At 61.4% G+C, this 19,868-nt stretch carries 23 protein-coding genes; 13 read left to right on the forward strand and 10 right to left on the reverse strand.

The features are described 5' to 3' along the window. Nucleotides 1-373: 373 nt before the first annotated feature. Together J2X57_RS00420 and J2X57_RS00425 are read right to left on the reverse strand one after the other, a co-directional pair. Nucleotides 374-1,036: a hypothetical protein gene (locus J2X57_RS00420; protein WP_309862473.1), complete on the reverse strand. Its 663-nt coding sequence runs from the start codon at nt 1,034-1,036 to the stop codon at nt 374-376. Further along, complete coding sequence (locus tag J2X57_RS00425; RefSeq protein ID WP_309862475.1) at nt 1,033-1,806, reverse strand: hypothetical protein; 774 nt, start codon at nt 1,804-1,806, stop codon at nt 1,033-1,035. The genes J2X57_RS00420 and J2X57_RS00425 overlap by 4 nt, the downstream gene beginning before the upstream one ends. Nucleotides 1,807-1,975: 169 nt before the next feature. On the opposite strand from J2X57_RS00425, the gene J2X57_RS00430 reads away from it, so the two are divergent. From J2X57_RS00430 to J2X57_RS00440, 3 genes are all read left to right on the forward strand, one after another. Beyond that, a complete protein-coding gene (locus J2X57_RS00430) occupies nt 1,976-2,299 on the forward strand; it encodes a helix-turn-helix transcriptional regulator (RefSeq protein ID WP_309862477.1) in 324 nt (107 codons plus the stop codon). A 39-nt stretch (nt 2,300-2,338) separates the two neighbouring features. Beyond that, nucleotides 2,339-3,376 (forward strand): PIN domain-containing protein, encoded by a 1,038-nt coding sequence (locus J2X57_RS00435; protein WP_309862479.1) that lies wholly within the window; start codon nt 2,339-2,341, stop codon nt 3,374-3,376. A gap of 561 nt (nt 3,377-3,937) precedes the next feature. Further along, on the forward strand, nt 3,938-5,005 hold the full coding sequence (locus J2X57_RS00440; RefSeq protein ID WP_309862480.1) for a serine hydrolase domain-containing protein: 1,068 nt from the start codon (nt 3,938-3,940) through the stop codon (nt 5,003-5,005). 75 nt (nt 5,006-5,080) lie between these two features. On the opposite strand, the gene J2X57_RS00445 is transcribed toward J2X57_RS00440, so the two are convergent. Together J2X57_RS00445 and J2X57_RS00450 are read right to left on the reverse strand one after the other, a co-directional pair. Further along, the gene (locus tag J2X57_RS00445) at nt 5,081-5,494 is read right to left on the reverse strand and encodes a hypothetical protein (RefSeq protein ID WP_309862482.1); all 414 of its coding nucleotides are present in this window, start codon (nt 5,492-5,494) and stop codon (nt 5,081-5,083) included. Nucleotides 5,495-5,670: 176 nt separating this feature from the next. Beyond that, nucleotides 5,671-6,576 carry a LysR family transcriptional regulator gene (locus J2X57_RS00450; RefSeq protein WP_309862485.1) on the reverse strand — a complete coding sequence of 302 codons (906 nt, stop codon included), beginning with the start codon at nt 6,574-6,576 and terminating at the stop codon, nt 5,671-5,673. A 123-nt stretch (nt 6,577-6,699) separates the two neighbouring features. Between J2X57_RS00450 and J2X57_RS00455 the strand changes: the two genes are divergently transcribed. The 7 genes from J2X57_RS00455 to J2X57_RS00485 all read left to right on the forward strand — a co-directional run bounded on the left by J2X57_RS00455 (nt 6,700) and on the right by J2X57_RS00485 (nt 11,606). Next, nucleotides 6,700-7,113 (forward strand): cupin domain-containing protein, encoded by a 414-nt coding sequence (locus J2X57_RS00455; RefSeq protein ID WP_309862488.1) that lies wholly within the window; start codon nt 6,700-6,702, stop codon nt 7,111-7,113. Nucleotides 7,114-7,154: 41 nt separating this feature from the next. After that, nucleotides 7,155-7,484: a carboxymuconolactone decarboxylase family protein gene (locus J2X57_RS00460; RefSeq protein ID WP_079520265.1), complete on the forward strand. Its 330-nt coding sequence runs from the start codon at nt 7,155-7,157 to the stop codon at nt 7,482-7,484. A 173-nt stretch (nt 7,485-7,657) separates the two neighbouring features. Further along, nucleotides 7,658-7,807 (forward strand): hypothetical protein, encoded by a 150-nt coding sequence (locus J2X57_RS00465; RefSeq protein WP_309862491.1) that lies wholly within the window; start codon nt 7,658-7,660, stop codon nt 7,805-7,807. Between the two features lie 38 nt (nt 7,808-7,845). Continuing rightward, nucleotides 7,846-8,862, forward strand: a complete 1,017-nt coding sequence (locus J2X57_RS00470; RefSeq protein ID WP_309862494.1) for a zinc-dependent alcohol dehydrogenase family protein — start codon at nt 7,846-7,848, stop codon at nt 8,860-8,862. Between the two features lie 162 nt (nt 8,863-9,024). Then, the gene (locus J2X57_RS00475) at nt 9,025-9,918 is read left to right on the forward strand and encodes a LysR family transcriptional regulator (RefSeq protein ID WP_079520261.1); all 894 of its coding nucleotides are present in this window, start codon (nt 9,025-9,027) and stop codon (nt 9,916-9,918) included. Between the two features lie 228 nt (nt 9,919-10,146). After that, on the forward strand, nt 10,147-11,310 hold the full coding sequence (locus J2X57_RS00480) for an MFS transporter (RefSeq protein ID WP_309862499.1): 1,164 nt from the start codon (nt 10,147-10,149) through the stop codon (nt 11,308-11,310). Nucleotides 11,311-11,468: 158 nt separating this feature from the next. Beyond that, complete coding sequence (locus J2X57_RS00485; protein ID WP_309862501.1) at nt 11,469-11,606, forward strand: hypothetical protein; 138 nt, start codon at nt 11,469-11,471, stop codon at nt 11,604-11,606. Between the two features lie 588 nt (nt 11,607-12,194). Here the strand turns inward: J2X57_RS00485 and J2X57_RS00490 are convergent. Further along, a complete protein-coding gene (locus tag J2X57_RS00490) occupies nt 12,195-13,343 on the reverse strand; it encodes a lysozyme inhibitor LprI family protein (RefSeq protein WP_309862503.1) in 1,149 nt (382 codons plus the stop codon). Between the two features lie 521 nt (nt 13,344-13,864). Between J2X57_RS00490 and J2X57_RS00495 the strand changes: the two genes are divergently transcribed. Continuing rightward, nucleotides 13,865-14,221: a hypothetical protein gene (locus tag J2X57_RS00495; RefSeq protein ID WP_309862506.1), complete on the forward strand. Its 357-nt coding sequence runs from the start codon at nt 13,865-13,867 to the stop codon at nt 14,219-14,221. Nucleotides 14,222-14,665: 444 nt separating this feature from the next. Then, complete coding sequence (locus J2X57_RS00500) at nt 14,666-14,992, forward strand: hypothetical protein (protein ID WP_079520248.1); 327 nt, start codon at nt 14,666-14,668, stop codon at nt 14,990-14,992. A gap of 313 nt (nt 14,993-15,305) precedes the next feature. Here J2X57_RS00500 and J2X57_RS00505 read toward each other — a convergent pair whose 3' ends face one another. Together J2X57_RS00505 and J2X57_RS19880 are read right to left on the reverse strand one after the other, a co-directional pair. Beyond that, on the reverse strand, nt 15,306-15,521 hold the full coding sequence (locus J2X57_RS00505) for a hypothetical protein (protein ID WP_309862511.1): 216 nt from the start codon (nt 15,519-15,521) through the stop codon (nt 15,306-15,308). 144 nt (nt 15,522-15,665) lie between these two features. Continuing rightward, nucleotides 15,666-15,965: a DUF3761 domain-containing protein gene (locus J2X57_RS19880; protein WP_343218459.1), complete on the reverse strand. Its 300-nt coding sequence runs from the start codon at nt 15,963-15,965 to the stop codon at nt 15,666-15,668. Between J2X57_RS19880 and J2X57_RS00510 the strand changes: the two genes are divergently transcribed. Further along, nucleotides 15,964-17,058: a hypothetical protein gene (locus J2X57_RS00510; protein ID WP_309862515.1), complete on the forward strand. Its 1,095-nt coding sequence runs from the start codon at nt 15,964-15,966 to the stop codon at nt 17,056-17,058. The two genes, J2X57_RS19880 and J2X57_RS00510, sit on opposite strands and share 2 nt — an antisense overlap. 154 nt (nt 17,059-17,212) lie before the next feature. On the opposite strand, the gene J2X57_RS00515 is transcribed toward J2X57_RS00510, so the two are convergent. The 3 genes from J2X57_RS00515 to J2X57_RS00525 form a co-directional block, all read right to left on the reverse strand. Continuing rightward, a complete protein-coding gene (locus J2X57_RS00515; RefSeq protein ID WP_309862517.1) occupies nt 17,213-18,010 on the reverse strand; it encodes a transporter in 798 nt (265 codons plus the stop codon). Between the two features lie 169 nt (nt 18,011-18,179). Beyond that, nucleotides 18,180-18,905: an arsenical resistance protein ArsH gene (gene arsH, locus J2X57_RS00520; RefSeq protein WP_036112738.1), complete on the reverse strand. Its 726-nt coding sequence runs from the start codon at nt 18,903-18,905 to the stop codon at nt 18,180-18,182. Nucleotides 18,906-19,127: 222 nt separating this feature from the next. After that, complete coding sequence (locus J2X57_RS00525) at nt 19,128-19,817, reverse strand: TlpA disulfide reductase family protein (protein WP_309862521.1); 690 nt, start codon at nt 19,815-19,817, stop codon at nt 19,128-19,130. Nucleotides 19,818-19,868 lie beyond the last annotated feature (51 nt).

The raw sequence follows: 19,868 nt of genomic DNA on the forward strand, positions 1-19,868 counted from the left end.
CCTCTCAATCGCTCGCCTAACCGGATGCTGACAGCGAACACTGCCGCAGCGCAGGCCGGATCCGGAACGCTGCCAAGTGGTCCGAAGAGGCGCACGACCACGGCTGCGGCGCGTTCCAGATCCCAGTCACCTGACTGACGCGCTCCGCAATGAAGGCATTGCGCTCGGAAGCGCGCTTCTTCCATGTCTCCGTCGAGAAGGGCCCGGCACATCGCGCGGCTGTCTTCCGACATGGCTGCCGTGTCCAAGATCGATTGCTCCGTGCCTAGGTTCATGTGGTTCTCCGATCGGTCCGCGGCACCGTCAGACGATACCCTTCCTAAGGCCGTTCGGCGAGGGGGCTGGGCGCCTGCCGTTACCGATGCCATGTAGCTCAGCGCTGGAAGCCGGGCAGTCGCCGCGTCACCTCCATGGCCACCGCATTCGCCTGTGTCTCAGTCAACCCGCCAGCCAAAACGGTGGACCGGCCGGCATGTTCAACTTCGACCGTGTAGCTTACTTGTGTAAGTAAGTGAGCCGTCGTGGCAGCAACTTGGCTGACGCCGGCGACGACACCCACGCCGCCGACGATCACCGATTGGCGGGACTGGGAGTTGCCACGACGAATGGCATAAATTTCCCCAGGAGCTAAGAGGGTGCCGCTCGGGAGACGGATGCCCTGGGTGGAAACTTGGAAAGGCCTCCGTTGGACTTGGCGGGTTGCGTCATGGCCTGCCTTGAAGAGCTTCGTGATGAGGACGCCGCAGCCGACAAGCGCAATGAGGCCAAGGATCACGGGTAAAGGCGAGTGCGCGTCCACCTTGGCACCCAAAGCTGCTCCGGCCCAGCCTGCCGGGAGCGCGAGGCACCAGGACACGACCGTGACGCGGGCAGGCAGCGCCGCAGGGGTGGTCGCCACGGTCGTCCAACCGTGCTCTTCCGTGACCCGCATGGGCGGGTGTTTGATCGCATCCCGATCTCGGTGTCCAGCCGCCAAGTGCCGGGTGATGAGAGCGAGGACGAAACCGAGGGCGATGACCGCGAGCAGCGTGATCATCGCGACGGCTCCTGCGGGCGGGATGAGTTAGCGTCGATGCCAACGACCCACAGGGTTTTGCCTGATCGAATGTCGATGGTCGGGTTGCTGTGGCTCATCCAGCCGGTCAGCCACATGAGCCTGACCAGGATTTCGTGATACTGGTGCGCAAGAGTTCCGGTTTGACTATCGGTGCCGAGGTAAAAAAGCATGTTGGGAGGGAGTTCCGTGTCGCGTGCGTCGCCGGGCGCTGTATCTACGTGCGACATGCCCTGGATGTTTTGCGCAATGCTGAAAGCCAGCGTTCCCTGGCCGCCGCCGGGGGCATCCTCAGGCGCGGTCATGAAGTGTGTCTGGCCCATCGCGTCAGTGAAGGCGAGCGGCGAGTTACAGATGTCGAACGTTTCAGTCCGACGGTCTTTCGGCGAGCGCCAGATCGTTGCCTGTGCCGTCCAGCACGCCTGGTCGGCTCCGGCACGTGTGAAGCGGACGGCGACGCGCGGCCAGGCATCGCCCATCCGATGTTGATCAAAGATGCCCACGATCGCGCCAGGAATGGACGGGTTGATCGGCCGGTAGTAAGCGCCGGTTGTCTTTGCGGGCCCCGCGGCCTGGCCGCCGGGAGCGGCAGAGGTGTTCCCCAGAACTTTCGAGGTCGTTTGGCTGACGGCCGCACCGGCGCGGTGCATGAACCTCTTGAAGCCAGACTCCTGGTCTTGCGCTTGGGCTGACGTGACGACTGCAATCACCAGCGCCGCAAACGCGGCACCGATCCGAATGAAGTTTTTCATCTGTTGGCATCCCTGTGGGCGAGGTGGACGCCGGGCCGGTGCTGGGCCGTCCCTGGCGAGCTGAAAATACGATCGACAACCGGAACCAAGGATAAACAAAAACACAAGGTCGGTGTAATCAGGTTCGTGCCATAGCTTGGGCGCCCGGTGGCATCTCGGGAGAAGGCTCATGGCATTGAAAGCAGGGGACGAGGGGCGCGCTCAAAAATCCCTCTATCGGCCAGAGAACACGGCCTTCCTCGCGACCTTACGGGCACTGCGGACCCGCGCTGGACTGACGCAAGGGGATCTCGCCGACCGATTGGGCCGATCGCAGAATTACATCACGGCTGCCGAGAGAGGCGTGACTAGGCTGGATGGGCTGCAGCTGCGTGACTGGTGCCTGGCCTGCGGGGTTGACCTGATCGTATGGGCCAAGGAAATTGAACAGGCTCTGGCGCCGGCGAAGGTTAAGCGCCGCGGTAATCCATCGCGGCCTGGCCCGATGTGGTGAGGCTGGGTTTAACGGATCTGCAACTAGGAGGGGCAACGGATGAAGCTGCGTTTACTGATCGACACATGCGTTTGGCTGGACTTGGTCAAAGATCATCGTCAGCTCCCGCTCATCGAGGCGATCGAGGCTTTGATTGAAGAGGGGGACGTGGAACTTATCCTTCCGACTATCGTTGTAGATGAGTTTGCACGAAACAAGGAACGCGTGGTCGCGGAGAGTAAGCGAAGCCTGTCCACTCATTTTCGACTGGTGCGCGATGCCGTCGCGCAATTCGCCCCCGCCGAAGTGCGCGATGCCACGATCGGTCAACTGAATGAAGTCGACCATCGAATTTCGACGGGTGGAGAAGCGGCAAACGAAGCTGTGGGCCTCGTCGAAAGGCTGTTCGCCAGGGCTTCACAAACAGAGCTGACCGACAAGGTGAAAGCGCGGGCGGCCGACCGGGCCCTCAAGAAGATCGCGCCGTTTCACAGGCAGCGTAATGGCATCGACGATGCCATTCTCATCGAAACGTATGCAGATGCCTTGATTGAGCGTCAGTCCGAAGACGATGTATATGGATTTGTGACCCACAACATTCACGATTTCAGTGAAAAGGGCGGCGACAGTCGATTGCCGCATGCAGACCTTGCTTCCTTCTTCGATGGGACATCATCCAGATACGTGACAAACCTCGCCCCCCTGCTCGGTGAGTTCGCCGAAGAGCTTGTTGAAGACATCCGGTTCAGCCGTGAACTTTTTCAAGAGCCACGCAGGCTGTCCGAACTACTTGAAGCCGAAGACAAGCTGACCCAGCAGATTTGGTATGGCCGTAAGGGGAACTTGCTCGACAGCTTCGAAAGCGGAAAGTTGAGACGCGTCCCCAAAGAAGTATGGGAGAGGGCGAGCGTTGAAGAGCAGCGAGGACTGATCGTTGACAGCATCTGGGACGGCATGATCGCAGCGATGAAGAGCACCGAAGAAGATTTTCCGGGCGAGTTGGGGCCTTGGACGGACTTCGAGTGGGGCATGCTCAGCGGAAAATTGTCAGCCATTCGGTGGATGCTGGGGGATCAGTGGGACATGCTTGACACCTGACCGCTTCTCGGGGGTCCCCGTCGGACTACCGCTGCGCGGTCACCCGTCGCCGACCTTTATGGATGAGGCGTTGTCGCAGCGCGGGCCCGCGATTGGTAGTCCAGCGCGGCAGTGAGCGAAGTGGACATCGCGCGGCGGTTGCTGGAGGACGGGGAAGAGCGATAGCCTTCCCGCACTTGGCCAAATCTGGGAGGAAACTCCAACGGACGAGCCGGGCGCCGGAGACGTTGGTGGGACTGGACGTTACTCACCTCCCACTCTCTCCGCCATAAACCCTCAAGGTGATCTTTTTCAGCCACTCAGGAGAGGCTGGAGAAATTCGGTGGTAGGAACCCGCATAGGCGCTTCGCATACGGTTAGCACATCACCTTGATCGTTCCCCGATCGGTGTCGTTGAGGCAGCGTCGTCGACAAGAAAATGCAGCCGCAATTAACCGCACCCGTCTCGTCGCATTCAACCCGGCCGGGCTCCATCATCGCTCATGTCGCGGCGACAACGGCGGGCGCGCGGGTCCTCGGTTGCTGTGGCATCCTGACGGCCTAGTTCTCAAGGTGAATAAGATGAAGGCATGCCTCCTCGTCGCCGGCCTTTGTGCGGCCATCAGCGGTCCGGGACGGGCGGCCGATCTGCAAGAAGCCCTCAACGCCCAGCTCAAGGCGAACGCTTTAGGTCACGGCATTCCGGCTCAGGCGGTGCGCGTTCGTCACAACGACCAGCTCATCTACGAGGGGATGACAGGTACAACGGCATTGGAGGGTGGAAAGCCCATCACTCCGAGCACGCCTTTTCCCATCTATTCGGTGAGCAAGTTATTCACCAACACGTTGATCCTTCAGCTCGTGCAAGAGGGGAAGATTAACCTGACTGCGCCTGCCTCGCGTTACGTCCCGAACCTGCCCGTGGCATGGCGCGCCATCCGCGTGGATCAGTTCATGAATCACGTGTCGGGACTACCCGATTTCTTCGACTCGCAGAATATGGCCCGCCCCTTTCCTCTTTCACTCGAAGCGGCATGGGACGTCGCGAGCCAGCGGCCAGTCACTTCCGCCCCAAACGTGCAGACGCGCTATTCGGGAACGAACTACTTGGTGTTGGAGGCGGTGCTCGAAAACGTGACGCACAAGCGATACCAGGCCCTTGTGGAGGAGCGAATCATTCGACCCTTGGGCCTGCATCACACGTCGCTGGAGCCTTCGCACGCGCCCCGCGACATGGTAAGCAGCTATCACGCGGAGAATGGGCGCGCCGTCCTCGATCCGCAGATCAACTGGCCCGATTACGCCATCGCCCAGGGCTGTATCGTCTCCACGTTGGAAGACTTGGAGACCTTCATGTCGGCTGTTGCCGATGGGAAGCTGGTTCCACGCGACGCCTTGGTCAAGTACTGGCATCCGTATGCCTTTCCCAATGGTAATTCAGGTGGTTTTGCATCCGGTTGGGAATACGGTGAAGCCGGCCGCTGGCATGAGCTGGGGCACGACGGAGGCACGAAGGTGCGCGTCCGCGTCCTCTATGGCGCGAACCTGGACGATCACTACGTCATCGTCTACTTGACCAACGGCAATCGTGACGATGTCTGGTCACGCACATTAGTGGACTCGGTGCAGGCGATCGCCGTGCCTCGCTGACGGCAGTTTTCGAGCAGCTGGCCGCTCGAGACACTGGCGCCTTGCGTGATCGTGCTCAAGAAGAACGGGGCAGGATTAAGAATGATCGGACTTGACACGCCGAAACGGATGACCCGCCATGGCGGCCAGCAACACATGGTCGACCAGTGCGATCAGACGCTCTACTGGAATCGATTCCCCGACAGGCCCGGTGTGGTGAGCCAGGAGGGCAACGACGGTGTCGGAAAGGACGTCGAGCTTGTCCTTTGGCAGCGGCTCGTGGCCCGTCTCGGCCGACCGCGTGGCGAGCTCTTGCAGTTCCGTTCGGACGTATACGCGGAACCTTTCCGTCAGCGTCTGAAATAGGTCCGGGTGGGAGCGTGCCATCTCCATGGTGGCCGTGACAACCGGGGGGCTGCCTTCGCACTTGCCAGCCTGCTCCATGAAGGCAATAAGATCGTCCCGCAAGGATGTGCGCATCCAGCCATTGCCGAAATCGAACATATTCATCGGTCAGCGCCATCTTGGCTCCCCATCCTGATGGAAGCAGATTAGTTGAATCACCTGTGACCTTCCACGGCGGTCCCATCGTTTCGGGGCCTGTCTTGAGCCATCGAGTCCGTGGTGAGGTTCTGATGCGGACGCGTTACTCGAGGCACTTTGCCCTGGTGTCGGACGATCGCGGGTTAGAAAACGGACTGCCCTGAATAACGAAGGGTGTCCACGACCAGCCGGAATGCCGGTGTCATCTGGCGTCGGCTCGGGTAATACAAGTGATAACCCGAGAAGGGCGGGAGCCACTCGGACAACACCGACATCAACCGGCCCTGGTCCACGAGAGGTTGAACCATCGTGGCGGTGAGGTAGGCCAAGCCGAAGCCGTCCAGCGCCGCCTCAAGCATCGGATGGATGCTGTTGAAGGTCACTTGCCCGGCTACACGCACCTGGACGTCTCGGCCGCCGTCCTCAAACTCCCAGGCATACAGCCCGCCGTGGGTGGGCAGACGCAGGTTGATACACCGATGCCGGGTCAGATCGCTCGGAGCGGCGGGCGTCCCGTGGGCTTCCAGGTAGCCGGGTGAAGCCACCACGGCCATGCGCATGGATGGCCCTATCGGGACCGCAATCATGTCCTTGGCCACCAGTTCTCCCAGGCGCACCCCCGCGTCATAGCGTTCGGCCACGATGTCCGAGAGGCCGTAATCGGTGATCAACTCCAGTTGTATGTCGGGGTAATCGCGGAGGACCGGGCGCAACCTCGGCCAAAGCAAGGTTTCTTGGGCGTGCTCATCGGCCGTGATCCGGACCGTTCCAGAGGGCCGATCGCGCAGGTCGCTTAGGGCGGCGATCTGCGCCTGGATTTCATCGAGCATCGGCGCCAGGGAAGCCAGGAGCCGCTGCCCGGCCTCCGTGGGGGCCACCGAGCGGGTGGTTCGGGCCAGTAAGCGGACGCCGAGCCGTTCCTCTAGCCCGCGCACCGTATGGCTAAGTGCCGAAGGGGTCACGCCCAGTTTGGCCGCCGCGCGGGTGAAACTCTGTTCGGCGCCTACGGCGACAAAGGCGGCCAGATCGTTGAGGTTGGGGAGGGGCATGATTGAGCGTCAAGCGACGGAGATTGTTGAGGCTATCTCAATATTCCATGAAGTAAAGGCCGTCTTATTCAAGGATTGGCGGCGGCCTATAGTCGACATCCCACGTTCAGAGCGGCCCCAGCCATGCAGCAGATCATTCGCAACGGATCCAAACCCGCCGTCCAGGGCTCTGCCGACTTCTTCACCGGTCAAGTCCGGATTGATGCCATCGCCCAGATCCCTGAACCGAGCCGAGCGAGCGTCGGCGTGGTGACCTTTGCCCCAGGCGCGCGGAGCAACTGGCACACCCACCCTCTGGGCCAAGCCTTGGTCGTCGTCGCCGGGCTCGGCTGGACGCAGTGCGAGGGCGGCCCAAAAAAGGAAATCCGCGCGGGGGACATGGTGGTCTGCGGGTGTAACAAGCGCCACTGGCATGGCGCGACCGAGACGACGGCCATGACTCACTTGGCGATTACCGAAGCGCTGGACGGGTCCAACGTGACCTGGCTGGAACCGGTCAGCGATGAGGATTACACCGCGCCGGTCGAAAGCGACTAGGCCCTCGGCTGCCCATACCCCTACTTAGCGAAGGCTCACACATGACTGCGAAAACTCCTACGACGGCCGCCCGCAAAGGCTTCGGTGACATTGCGCCCAAACTCGCCCAGTTGAGCGATGAGGTTCTTTTTGATGATGTCTGGGAGCGCCCCGAACTCTCTAAGCGCGATCGCAGCCTGATCACCTGCGCGGCATTGATCGCCACCGGCAAGTCCGAACAACTCGGCTTCCATTTTCCTCGTGCGATCGAGAACGGGGTGACGTCCGAGGAACTGGTCGAAGTGATCACGCACATGGCGTTTTACAGTGGCTGGCCCAATGCCATGTCGGCCATCGCCAAGGCAAGGGAAACCTTCTTGAAAGGCCGTTGATATGGGCGTAAGCCGGTCAGACCTGCGGACGATTGCTGAAGGCAGATCATTGACGCATTCACGATTGGCGGCCTTATCAATCCGTGGGCATGGGGCAACACTGGAACGCGCGCCATTCGAGCAGCAACGGGAATGGCAACGGCGTCCTTCAACTTGTTCCAGTGGTGATTCCCATGCGCAAGGTTCTTTTGATGGCGGGCCTACTCGCCGGTACCTCCACGACCATCGCGACCAAGTCCCCAACAGCGGCAGACAACTTTTTTAAGAGCGACAAGGTCACGATGGAGCGGGTGACCGCGTTCTTCCGCACCAACCTCAAGTAACGCAGGCGCGCGCCTACTCATTTTCTTTGGAGACCTCCATGCTTGCCACCTTGATGTATGCCCCCGGCGATGTGCGTGTAGAGGACATCGCCGAGCCTCAAATCCTCAAGCCGACGGACGCCATCATTCGTCTCGCCGCGACCTGTATTTGCGGGTCTGATCTGTGGCCCTATCGCGGGCATGAGCCCTTCGATGGTGCCAAGGCCATGGGGCACGAATACTGCGGTGAGGTGGTTGCGGTGGGCGACGCCGTCACTACCGTGAAGCCGGGCCAGTTCGTCGTGGGCTCGTTCTGTATCTCGGACAACACCTGCCCCCACTGCCAATACGGGTTTCAATCCTCGTGCGAGCAGCGGGAGTTTATGAGCGGGGCGCAAGCCACGCTTGCGCGGGTTCCCTTGGCCGACGGCACGCTGGTTGCCCTAGACGAGAAGCCGGCCGACGATCTGATTCCGAGTCTGTTGGCGGTGTCCGACGTGCTCGGCACTGGCTGGTATGCGGCCGATGCGGCGCGCGTCCAGTCTGGCTCGACCGTGGTGGTCGTGGGGGATGGCGCCGTGGGACTCATGGGCGTTTTGGCGGCCAAGCAGATGGGTGCTGCGCGGATCGTCGCTATGAGTCGTCACAAAACCCGCCAGGACTTAGCGTTGGAGTTCGGCGCCACCGACATCATCGCCGAGCGCGGCGATGCGGGCGTGGCCGCTCTCAAGGCCCTGACCCACAATGTGGGCGCCGATGCGGTTCTGGAGTGTGTGGGCACCCAAGAATCCATGGCCCAGGCGATCGCCTGTGCCCGGCCGGGTTCGATGATCGGGTATGTCGGTGTGCCCCATGGGGTCCAGTTCGACGGGGCCCAGATGTTCTTCGACCAAAAGGGCCTGCTGGGTGGTCCCGCGCCGGTGCGCCGCTTTCTGCCAGACCTGTTGGACCTGGTGCTGGCCCGCAAGATCAATCCTGGGCGCGTGTTTGACCTGGAGTTGCCCTTGGCAGACGCGGCCGACGGTTACCGCGCGATGGACCAGCGTGAGGCCATCAAGGTCCTCCTGCGGACCTGATCAGCGGCCCGCGCATCGCTCCCAAGGGCGGCGCGCGGGCACGGCGGCGCCGGTGCGCAGGCGAGGCGGTTGACACTTTTGCCAGATGCGTCACGCTCCAGGCATGCCATCCATGAAACTCATTCAGCAGTCGGGCACCCATCCATTCGGCGAGGTCTGTTCATGAGCGCGCCGAAATCCGCCGACCTCCAGGCCTTCCTGGCCGTTGCGCGCGACCGGAGTTTTAAGAAAGCCTCCGTGCGGCTAGGGGTCACCTCGTCGGCGCTAAGTCATACGATCCGCCGCCTGGAGGAGGGCCTGGGCGTTCGGCTTCTGGCACGCACCACGCGCAATGTCTCGGCCACCGAGGCGGGTGAGCGACTCGCCGCAGCGATTGCCCCGCTGTTCGACCAGATCACCGCCGAGGTCGAGGCTTTGGGCGACCTGCTCGACAAGCCCCGGGGCACCCTGCGGATCACTGGCACGGATGACTCGATCGAGCTGTGTATCCGACCCATGCTGGCCAACTTCCTGGCGGCGTATCCGGAGGTTACGGTTGAACTGTTTGTGGACTACGGGTTCACCGACCTCATCGAAGAGCGGTTTGACGCGGGCGTCCGCCTGGGCGAGGCCATCAGCAAAGACATGATCGCGGTGCGCATCGGTCCCGACTGGCGGATGGCCTTGGTCGCCTCACCCGGCTACTTCGCGCGCCACCCACCGCCGGCGACGCCTCACGACATTCCCCAGCACACGTGCGTCAACATCCGTCACCGAGCCTCGGGACCCATCTACGCCTGGGAGTTCGAACGGGACGGGCGCGCGTTTACTGTGAAAGCGGAGGGCCCGCTGGTCTTCAATAGCAGTGTTCACGTGCTCAATGGTGCGCTCGATGGGATCGGGTTGGCCTATGTGCCCGAGCCGATGGCCGCCCCGCACATTGCTGCCGGTCGCTTGATGGAAGTGCTCGCCGACTGGTCCCCGATGTTCGAGGGGTTCCATCTCTACTACCCGAACCGGCGTAACCCATCTCCGGCCTTTGCTCGGTTCGTGGAAGCCATCCGCTTCCGAGGGTAGGCCGGCGATCACGGCCAAGCGCTCCGCCCGGGTATTCGGGATTGATGAGCCTATTTCAGTTAAGCAAGTAATAGGAGGCGGGTTATCGGGCCCAATCGGCGTCCCTATGATGAATCGGTCAGCCGAATCATTGTTGGAGCAGTCATGCGGTCCCCGTCTTCCCCCCGCCAACTCACGCCGTTTCAAGACGAGCCCCGCTGGGGCGCCGTCTTCGCGATGGCCCTGTGCGTGGCGGTGCTCATCGCGTCGGAGTTCATGCCGGTGAGCCTGCTTAGTCCCATCGCGCACGATCTGGGTCTTACCGAGGGCCAAGCCGGCCAGGCCATTGCCATCTCGGGCATCTTCGCGGTGCTCACTAGCCTGTTCATGACGGTGCTCATTGGGCGGGTGGACCGGCGCGTGGTCTTGCTTGGGCTTACGGCGGTCATGATCGTATCCGGCACCACCGTGGCCTTGGCACCGAACTACCTGATTCTGATGATTGGCCGCGCCCTGGTCGGCATCGCGATCGGCGGGTTCTGGTCCATGTCGGCCGCGACGGTGATGCGCCTGGTGCCCGCCGAGTCGGTGCCACGGGGCCTCGCCATCATCTACGGCGGCAATGCGGTCGCCTCGGCCGTCGCCGCGCCTTTGGGCAGTTTCGTGGGCGGCCTGATCGGTTGGCGGGGAGCATTCTTCAGCGTGGTGCCGTTGGCCCTTGTCACCCTCATCTGGCAGGCGGTCACGCTGCCGCGGTTGCCGGTGAAGGAGAAGGCTACGGCCGGGGGCATGTGGGCGTTGTTCCGCAACCGCCACTTCAGTATCGGCATGGTGGCTGTCATGTTGGCCTTCATGGGTCAGTTCACGCTGTTCACGTATCTGAGCCCCTTCCTGGAGCAGGTCACCGGCGTCGGTGTCTCGATGCTGTCGGGGTTGCTCTTGGTGGTGGGCGTTGCTGGCTTCGTCGGCACCTCGATGGTGGGCCGATTCCTCGATGGCCGGTTGAATGCCACCTTGGCGGTGGTCCCTTTGGGCATGGCCGTGACGGCCTTGGCCATGGCCTGGGCGGGCCACTTCCTTGGAGGTATGGCTGCCTTGCTGGCCGCTTGGGGCGTGCTCGCGGCAGCCGGTCCTGTCGCGTGGTCCACATGGCTGACCAGGACCGTGCCTGACGATGCCGAAGCCGGGGGCGGCTTGATGGTCGCCATCATCCAGTTGGGCATCACGGTGGGGGCGACGGCGGGGGGAATGGTGTTCGATTCGAGGGGAGCCATTGCCACGTTCATGGGGGCGTTCGTTATCCTGCTCCTGGCGAGCGCTGCAGCATATGCCGCCAGCCATGTTCACCGGCGCACGGCTCCGGGGCCGATAACGAGCGCAGCATCGGCGGTGGAGGCTTGCCGCGACTGCTGATCGCGAGCCACCATTGGGTTGCTGCTCCACTGTCCGAGATTTCCGAATGAAGGAACGGCAACGAGCGGCCAGGCCGGGCGATCCAGGACCTTGCGGCGCAGGCTCGATCAGGAGCATCGTCAGGTGCCGCGATGGGCGGCGTGTTTCGGGAACAGGTCATGGCCAAGAACGAAACCACGGGTAAGAAAGCGGGCACCGCCGCGAGCAAGACGTTGAAGAGTTCTTCAGCATCGAAGGATGCGAAGACCGCAGCAGCGTCCGCGATGACCCAGCGGCCCGAAAAAAAGAAGAAGTAAACCCAAGGGCCCGGGAAACCGGGCCCTTTCAGTTGGGCCGGGTGTATCGGCCGCACCCGAGGCATCTGTGGCAGATGCTCCACCGACGCTGTTTCGCCTCCCCCATGAGGCAACCGCAATGCGGGCAGGTAGGGCCCTCGCCGTTCATCCACTGGCGGATGCGCCACCCTTGCCAAGCGACCAGGCCGGCCGTGATCACCGTCCCCAGCCCCATGACCACCAAGGGAGCGTCGGCTAACGGGGAGGTGGGGGCACCCATCCCCAGAGGCAGGTCCGCGACCGCGGTCGCGACCCACGTGGCCACTCCACCCAAAAAGCCCGGCTACCACTTGGACAGGTTAACCCTTGATCATGCGGAGCCCGCCGTCGTCGTGCTCCAAGTTCGCGATGGGCAAATCCTTCGCGCCCTGGCTGCCTGACGGAGCGTCCGCGGCCGGTCCCAGTCCGGCCTTCCGGCGACAGACGTGGGGAGGCAGAGGCTGGCTTGGAGAGAGGTTCGCGTCATCGCTGCTTGAGGTCTGCGGTTTACTCGGTGACGTCATTGGCGGGGTCTTGGATTCACCGAATCTAGCCCCGGGATGACCGGTCCTAGCGTGCCAGCCGTGCCTCAAGCACGGATGCCCGCCTCGCCGTCTGATTCAATACGCACTGGTTCGCATCAAGCAAGCTGCCTGTCCCACCTTCATCGGCTGCGCAATCGCGATCGCGTGCCACAATCCATCCTCGTTCCTCGTCACGCAACGAAGTGCGAAGCTCAGGCGCGAGTGAATCGCGTAGCCGTCGGTAGGCGGCATTCAAGCGTTTGTCCTGCGCATCGTGTTCGGTACCGATGCAATCGTTCAGCGCTGCGGTCACACCGCTCGACGCTTCGACGCATGCATAGAAGGACGTGCTCAAATCGCCAGTTGGCAGGTCAACAATCTTAAGGTCGGGCGCAAGTCCGGATGGAGTAACATCTTTGCTGTTGATTCGAAAGACCCGGTCCTGAGTCGACAGTAGGAACGTGTTGTCCTCCAGGTCCACTACCTGGAGAGGTTTACTCGTCCAGCAGGCGCGCGTGCGGTCGAAGTCGGCGAGGATTTTGGCTCGTTCGATGAAGTCCTTCTCGGTATCTTGATACCTCGTCCCGCGGGTCTCGACGACGTATGGCTGGGGCTCGCACGATGCTTGCCCCGAGAAATACTTCTTCTCCTTGCCGGGTGATGCGTCTAGTAAAGCGCGTTCACCGTTGCTGACATAGCCGACCCCCAATGCGGCACCGAAAACGACGTCGTGACCCGCGTCTCCGCTCTGCCATGCAGCATAAGTGGACGGTTGATCAAGATTGACGGTATAGGCAAAGGTCTTGACTTCACTATATCGATACCCATGCGAGTCGAAGAATGTGACGCGTTTTCCATCGGTGGTGACACTCACGGTATCTACCTGTTCACCGCTGAAGAACTCGACGGCGCGCGCCACGCCACCCAGGGGAGCGGAGATCAGCCAGATGCGAGCAGGCCTTGAAGTCTTGTCGAGATAGAACTGGGCAGTAGGAAAATCGCGTTGGGCGGGGCCGTTGGTTGGCCATGGTTGCTCAGCCACAGGCAGCCTGCTTGCAGCCGGAGCCGAGGAGGCCAGAGTGGGTGTGCAGGCGAACGTACAAGCCAGGGTGATGGCTCGTAGACTACCTTTTCGTATCAGTGAAATGCCGTCCATGCTTAAATTCGCTTCCGTTCCCAGGGTGTCGAAAATCATACGACACTCATCCGATATATGGCCGACCCGCTAATACGACAGGGATACGCATAGACGGAGGCAATTGAAGCCCTCATCGCCTGGGTCGTAGCGGCGTCCTCGTCTTTCGGATCAGGTGTGGCGGCCCCGAACGGGCGCGAAGACGCGTCGCGTACTAGCGAAATACAGCCGTCCTGTTCTTGCACGAGGATGGTGCAGTCCTTGGGGTTGCAGTCACCCGCCTGACTTTTCCACATGGCATCAACAGTGGCGCTTCCGTGCAGGAACGAAAACTTGTTGTCTTTGCTGTGGCGGCTTCGCTGGCGCGAATATCCGTCCGCTACCCCGGCATGTCGCCGTGGCACTCGAGTGATCTTGAGGAGGCTCAGACTGCCCGTCGTGCGGGCTGGCGCCGCGGCCGAACCACGCATAGCGGTGGGCTCGGATATTTTGTCTGCGATTTGGCATGTCGTGCCGAGTTGGCGGCGGCCCGAGCATGCGGCACCATCGGACCCTTGGATTTTCCACTCAAGGACCATGCCATGCCTTCACGCGCGCGCGGGACCACTTGGCTCCTTCTGTTCGCCGTTGCGTTGTCCAGCTCGGCTTGTGCCGCCCAGTCGCCGGCCGTGACCATCCGTACCCAGTCCTATCCCCGACCGCCGTATTCGGAAGCCACCTATTACGTCTACGAGCGGGATGGGAAAGTCATCTGTACGAAGTTGAAGGTTTGCGACAAATACGAGCACTGTGACGTGGACTACCACGCCGGTGCCTTCCTCGAGCTGCTGGACCAGCGGACGGGCGATCCGTATGGCATCACTGCTGCAGTGCCTATTCCGAAGGCCAAGCGTGCCAAGCATGAGTGCTTGGCGAAGTTTGTGCCCGACGCCCTGTAACACTGCCCATCACAGGACGGACGGTGACGACCCAACGCGAAGCCGATCTGCTTGTCGCTGCCCATGCGCCGGCACCTCGCCTAAGGAACTGGCCAACTTTATGGCCCAGGTGACCCAGGAGTCGGGTGGCGTAACCCCTCTGGGGGAGGGCTTTCGTTACCCTCGGGGCGTCGATACCGTTCCGGTCCGCTCCGCGCGCGCGAGTCCCGACGGCCCGGCCGCACAGCGAGCGGCCATGAACGGCGATTCGAAGCCACTGGCGGAACTCATGTATGGCGGCAATGAAAGCAATAGGCTGGGGGAGGGTTATCTCTACCGGGGGCTACGCGCTCTGTCGGACTCGGCTAATACCTCGATTGCTCGGAGCAGTGCGCAGTGGCCGCATACTATGGAACATGGCCAGCAGCAACCACCATTACTGACGCGCTAACTCCACGATAGCCAATGAATACCCTAATAACCCCAGACGGCCGATATCTGATCGTGAGAGGACGGCTCTGGCGCACGTCCAATCCAGGCCTGGATGAGCAGCAACGGGGGTGCTTGGTCAACGAACTGATGGACGCCCGGCGTGCCGTCAAAGTGGCAAAGGCCAATCAGGACGCGAAGGGTCTCGCCGCCGCACGCCGCGCCGTGAACGACGCTAAGGTTGGATTGGGGGAGCGGGGCCCGGTGTGGTGGACCGATGGCGCCGAAGACCTCAACCGGCACATGGTGAAGAACACGGCCTACGCGGAGTGGTTCGCCGGAACGCAGTTGCCAAAAAGCTAGATAGTGATGAACAGGGAAGTTTCGTCGCCCTGAATTATTCTGGCTGCTTTGAATAAACACGTTGTCCGGAATGCCGGAAGCCACCGCGCGGAATCGAAGGGCCCTCACTGTGATGCACGTATCTCACTGATGTCCGTCCGCAGCGAGAACTGTTTGGTCCTGCGTGGTTTGACCAGGATCCTGAAGCAACGAAGCCGTAAACGAGCCGTGTCGGTACGCGCAGTTCACAGGTATTGACGAACGGCGTTACGCGCAAACCGACTCCTGAGTGCCTACGAAGAGTTGCGCGGTCCAGTTTAGACAGGCAGGCATGTCACCGTCCTTTCCGGCGATTTACATGTGACACATTGACCAAGATGCCTGTCACAGCCGTCGAGAGCCCGACAACGAACACCGAGACACCCAGATCCATGAAGCCGAAAATTGCGATGACAAATCCGATGAATCCTATGGTCACCCCGCTCATCGTAATTCGAAACCCGATGTATTGACGGTCGTTCAGGATACTTGACCACTTGATGCCGTTCACCTTTTCGACCTCATTTGCAAGTTGACTGGGGCCTTGCTAGTTGTCTCTGGCGCAATAGTAGTGAGTAGCGCATACAAATGCTCATGCCGGCCAACTTTCGCACTGAAGCCGCAGCGCGACAGATAGTGACGTTGCGCGTCTCGGCTAAAGCCAGGACGCGACTCCTCCGTGCCTCGAACAAGTGCCTCTCCGGTTAACGCTGAAACTAAATGTTCCGTCGCGACATTGGGCTGATGCGCCCGCCGGCGCATGGTTATCTGTCGTGTGCGCCGGACGATGGACTTGGACGCCGCTTCGGCTTGTGTAATACCCGTCTTCGACCAGCGTTGCAGGTACTGGAGTGCCGGTCTTGGGCCCCCGCGGTTGAGTCGCAGCCTCGCTATTCGCTAAATGGGGAGCGAGCAGCAGCAAGGCGAGGAGCGACAAGGAAATCTGGCGGATCATGCGCAGTGCCTGTCATGCGGAGAAGCCCGCAATCCGCTCCGAAGCAACCGACGTGCCACTGAAGAAATTGCGGGTCGCCACTGCTTTTACTCGCCGAATTTGCGTATCGATTCAACCAGCCCATGCGTCCAGAACTACTTCGAACGGCCGATATAGCTTAGATGACAGGCCTCTCGGCGACGTAGTGCGGGAGGCGCAAAACAACTCAGATGAAAGCGGTTGGTTCAGTGATATGGATGAAAGCGCCAGGGACACGGTAAACGGTCCGAATGGTTCCGATCTGCCGAAAAGGTTACGCGTTTCGGTAGGAGCGTTCGGCCTCGCGATACTTGCGGGCGGTTTCCTCTTTACGGGCCGCGCGTATCGCCTGAGCTATTACGCACATTTGCATCTGAATGGGTCTGTTTTCCCCGATGACGCGCAGGCGCGGTCGTTCGACGCCGTTATCGCCTGGGGTGACGTGGTCACTTCCCTCATATCGCTGATATCCCGAACGGTCGCCCGGCACCATTTGGGAATGGTCCTCGGGCCAACGCTGGGTCTTCTTCTATTCGTCGTGACCCTGGCAGTCATTCGCGACGCGCCACTATGGACGATCTGGCGCAAAGTGTCACCCGCCGGCAAGAGAAGGCGGATGACGGGGCTAATTGCGCTTTTGCGTGGCCCCGGGCGCATGGTGCTCGCATTCCTAAGATGGATCGCTCCACCTAAGGAAAAGTTTCGGCTGGTCGAGCGCTTTTACCAAGCGATGTTAGGTCTCTACGGCGCCTATGTTTTTCTCGTTCTCGTAGGTCTTGTATTCGTCGCGCTGGTATTGCCTTTTCAGCACGCGGGCGAAGATGCCGCTTCACGTGATGCCAAGGATGGATTCTCGGGACAGCCGGACGTAGCGTTGGTCCTAGATGGTAAAGCTGCATCGTCATTCAAGCTCGTCGAGTGCGGTGCAGACTTCTGTGCGTTATTCGGAGGTGGCCATGCGATCACGGTTCCAAAAGACCAAATTAAGTTAGCCGTGAGCGCTCCTCCTGGCGACGCCCCCAAAACCGTAGCTGCAGCGAAGGACCACACGGTATCCCGGGCATCAAGCGACTAAGCTTCGGGCCTGCAGAGTCTCGTGGCACCTTTGGCTTGACGCGACGGCTCGTTGGGGACGACCCCTCAACGAACCGCGGCCACGCATTCCGACACGTCGATGCACGTGTGGTGCGTGACGCTCAGGCGTCGACTGGGTGATCCAGCACCATGGGTCACCACCGATGCGCAAAGCCAAGGTAGAACTGCTGGTCTGGCGTCTGATCGTTCAGTCCGAAATTCGCGCCCACATCCACCTGGAAGCGAGGCGCGATTGCGAAGCTCAACGCCACATCAGCCGATTGCTGCTTGATCGTACCGGCGGGGTCCCAGTTGCGTTGCTCCCAATATTCCACGGCCAGGGTCAGCCGGTCCGAGAGGGCGTGCGCCACGTTCACCAGATTGGTCAGCGCCGTGTGGTGCCCATCCCCGTCGGCGTCCGCAAGGTAGTCGAGCTCCGGACCCAGCGTGAGCGAAAAGCCGGCGGGTAGCGTGACGCCGACGGGTACCGCTAACCCGCCCTCCCACCGATCGTTCCCCAGTCCAGAGCGCGCGGTAGGTGCTTTCACGAAGGGAATGACCGCCACCGAGGCCTGGTCGGAACTGTAGAGCCGGGTTTTCAGGCGAACGACCAGGTCCCCCTGACCGTGTCGACGCTGGTGGTTGCCGTCTGCACGAGTGTGGACCCGCACGTCAGGCGCCCATGTGGCTTCCAGGTCGGTGGCGCCTCCAAGGCCGTATTTCAGTGTCGGATTGAGTGGGTACGAAGTGTCCGTTTTGTTCGCCCCTTGAGCATCATGAACGGTGTTCCCAATGTCCGTTTCCAGCTGCCAATGGCCTTCGGGAACGGGGCAGGTGGCATTGGCTTTGGTCGGGCGGTCGGTACACAGAGGGCTGTCGTCGGTGGCTTGCGCGTGCGCGAGGCCAGACAGGGAAAGCGCGACGAAGGCGGCAATGAACGCAGGTGTCTTCACAGTGGTTCCAGATGCGGCTCCTGCCAGCTGTGGCCATGGAGCGGAACCGAAGACAATAGGGACGGCGCCGTAAAGACGGTGGCCGCTGTGGCCCTGTACCCGTAAAGTTTGCGCAAGAAATTGCGGTGCTCGTCAGCGTGTCGTTTCCTTTTGGCGACCAGCCGAACCGTCAGCTCTCTTTTTCGACCGCACCCGCCGCCTGCACCAGCGCCCGCTGTTGCGCATCGCCTTTGCGTTCGCTGTAACGGTCGACCAGATAGTCGCTGCGACCTCGAACCATGAGAGTGAACTTCATCAGTTCCTCCATGACATCGACGACGCGGTCATAAAAGGCTGACGGTTTCATGCGTCCGTCTGCCTCGAACTCCTGCCATGCCTTCGCCACCGATGACTGGTTGGGGATGGTGACCATGCGCATCCAGCGGCCGAGCACGCGAAGCGCGTTGACGACATTGAAGCTTTGCGAACCGCCCGAAACCTGCATCACCGCCAGCGTCCGGCCCTGTGTCGGGCGAACGCTGCCGTCTTCGAGTGGCAGCCAGTCGATCTGGTTCTTGAATACGCCCGTGACCGATCCGTGCCGTTCGGGGCTCACCCAGACCTGGCCTTCCGACCAGGTGGACCATTCGCGCAGACGCTGCACCTCGGGATGGCTCGCCGGCACGGCGTCAAGCATGGGCAGCTCGTGCGGGTCGAATATCCTCGTCTCCGCACCCAGATGCCTGAGAATGCGCTCGGCTTCCAGGGCGAGCTTGCGACTGAACGACTGGGGCCGCAGCGACCCGTAGAGAATAAGGATCCGCGGTGCGTGGCCGAGGTCATCCGGATGGCGCAGCTGCGCCCCGTCGGGCGGAGACAGGTGATCCAGATCCAGATGGGGCAGATCGGTGTGCACGGGCCGTGTGTCCTCGGAATGGTTCCGACTATTCTAGTTCCATCTCTCCCAGTTCCATCGAAAGGAAGGAATTCAAACCGGAGGCCCTGTCTCAGGCAACCGACCGATCCCTGCGTTCTGATCGAACTGCAGCTGTCACGGACGTAACGGACGCCGTTGCGTATGTTTCCGACTTGCAGGCGGTTGATCGCCGGAGCGGAGTCGACGTACTCCAGTCCGGTCTCAGTGCGTACCCAAAGCCCACGTACTCAGCGAGGGCAGGTCCAGTGGCTCTCCAGCAGGCGCGATATCGTCCGTGTGCACCGCTTTGCGTACCACCCCTGTCTCATCGACCAGCATGAGTGTCGGGTAGACCTTCACGCCTGCGCGGTCGGCCAGTTCGGCCTGATCCGCCACGACGGCCCAGTTGAGCTTGCGGGTGATCGCGAAGTCTCGTGCCGTAGCCGGATCGTCGAACGTAAATGCCACGACCGCCATGTCCGGATGTGCCTGGTGAAAAGCGGAAAGCACGGGGGTTTCAGCGATACATGGACCGCATTGCGCAAAAAAGAAGCTGGCCAGGAAGGGCTTTCCGCGCAGCGCCGCGGTGGAAACCGGCGCGCCGTCCAGCGTCGTCGCGTGGAAGGTCGGGAAGGGGTGGTCCTGAATGGCGAGCGCTTTCGGCTTCGTCTTTGCCGCGGCCTGCCTGGCGATCTTTGCGTCATTCTCGAGCTTGAACGTCACCCGGTGACCGGTAGCGTCCTTCTCAAGATCGAACGGCCGCTTGGCCATGGCGGCCTGAAAGCGTTCGTACGAGATCGGGTTCCCCGCCTCGTCTTCGAAAGAAGTCCGGTAATCGCCCGGGATACCAAGCTGATTGAGGAAGGGCTTAGGCAGCAAGTCCTTTGCGAGATCGGACCGGGTGTCGGCCATGGAGAGGCTGCTCAGACAGCAAAGAGCGAAGACACAAAGAAATTTTGCCAC

It is taken from the genome of Luteibacter sp. 1214 (genome assembly GCF_031455395.1).
Lineage (GTDB): Bacteria > Pseudomonadota > Gammaproteobacteria > Xanthomonadales > Rhodanobacteraceae > Luteibacter > Luteibacter mycovicinus.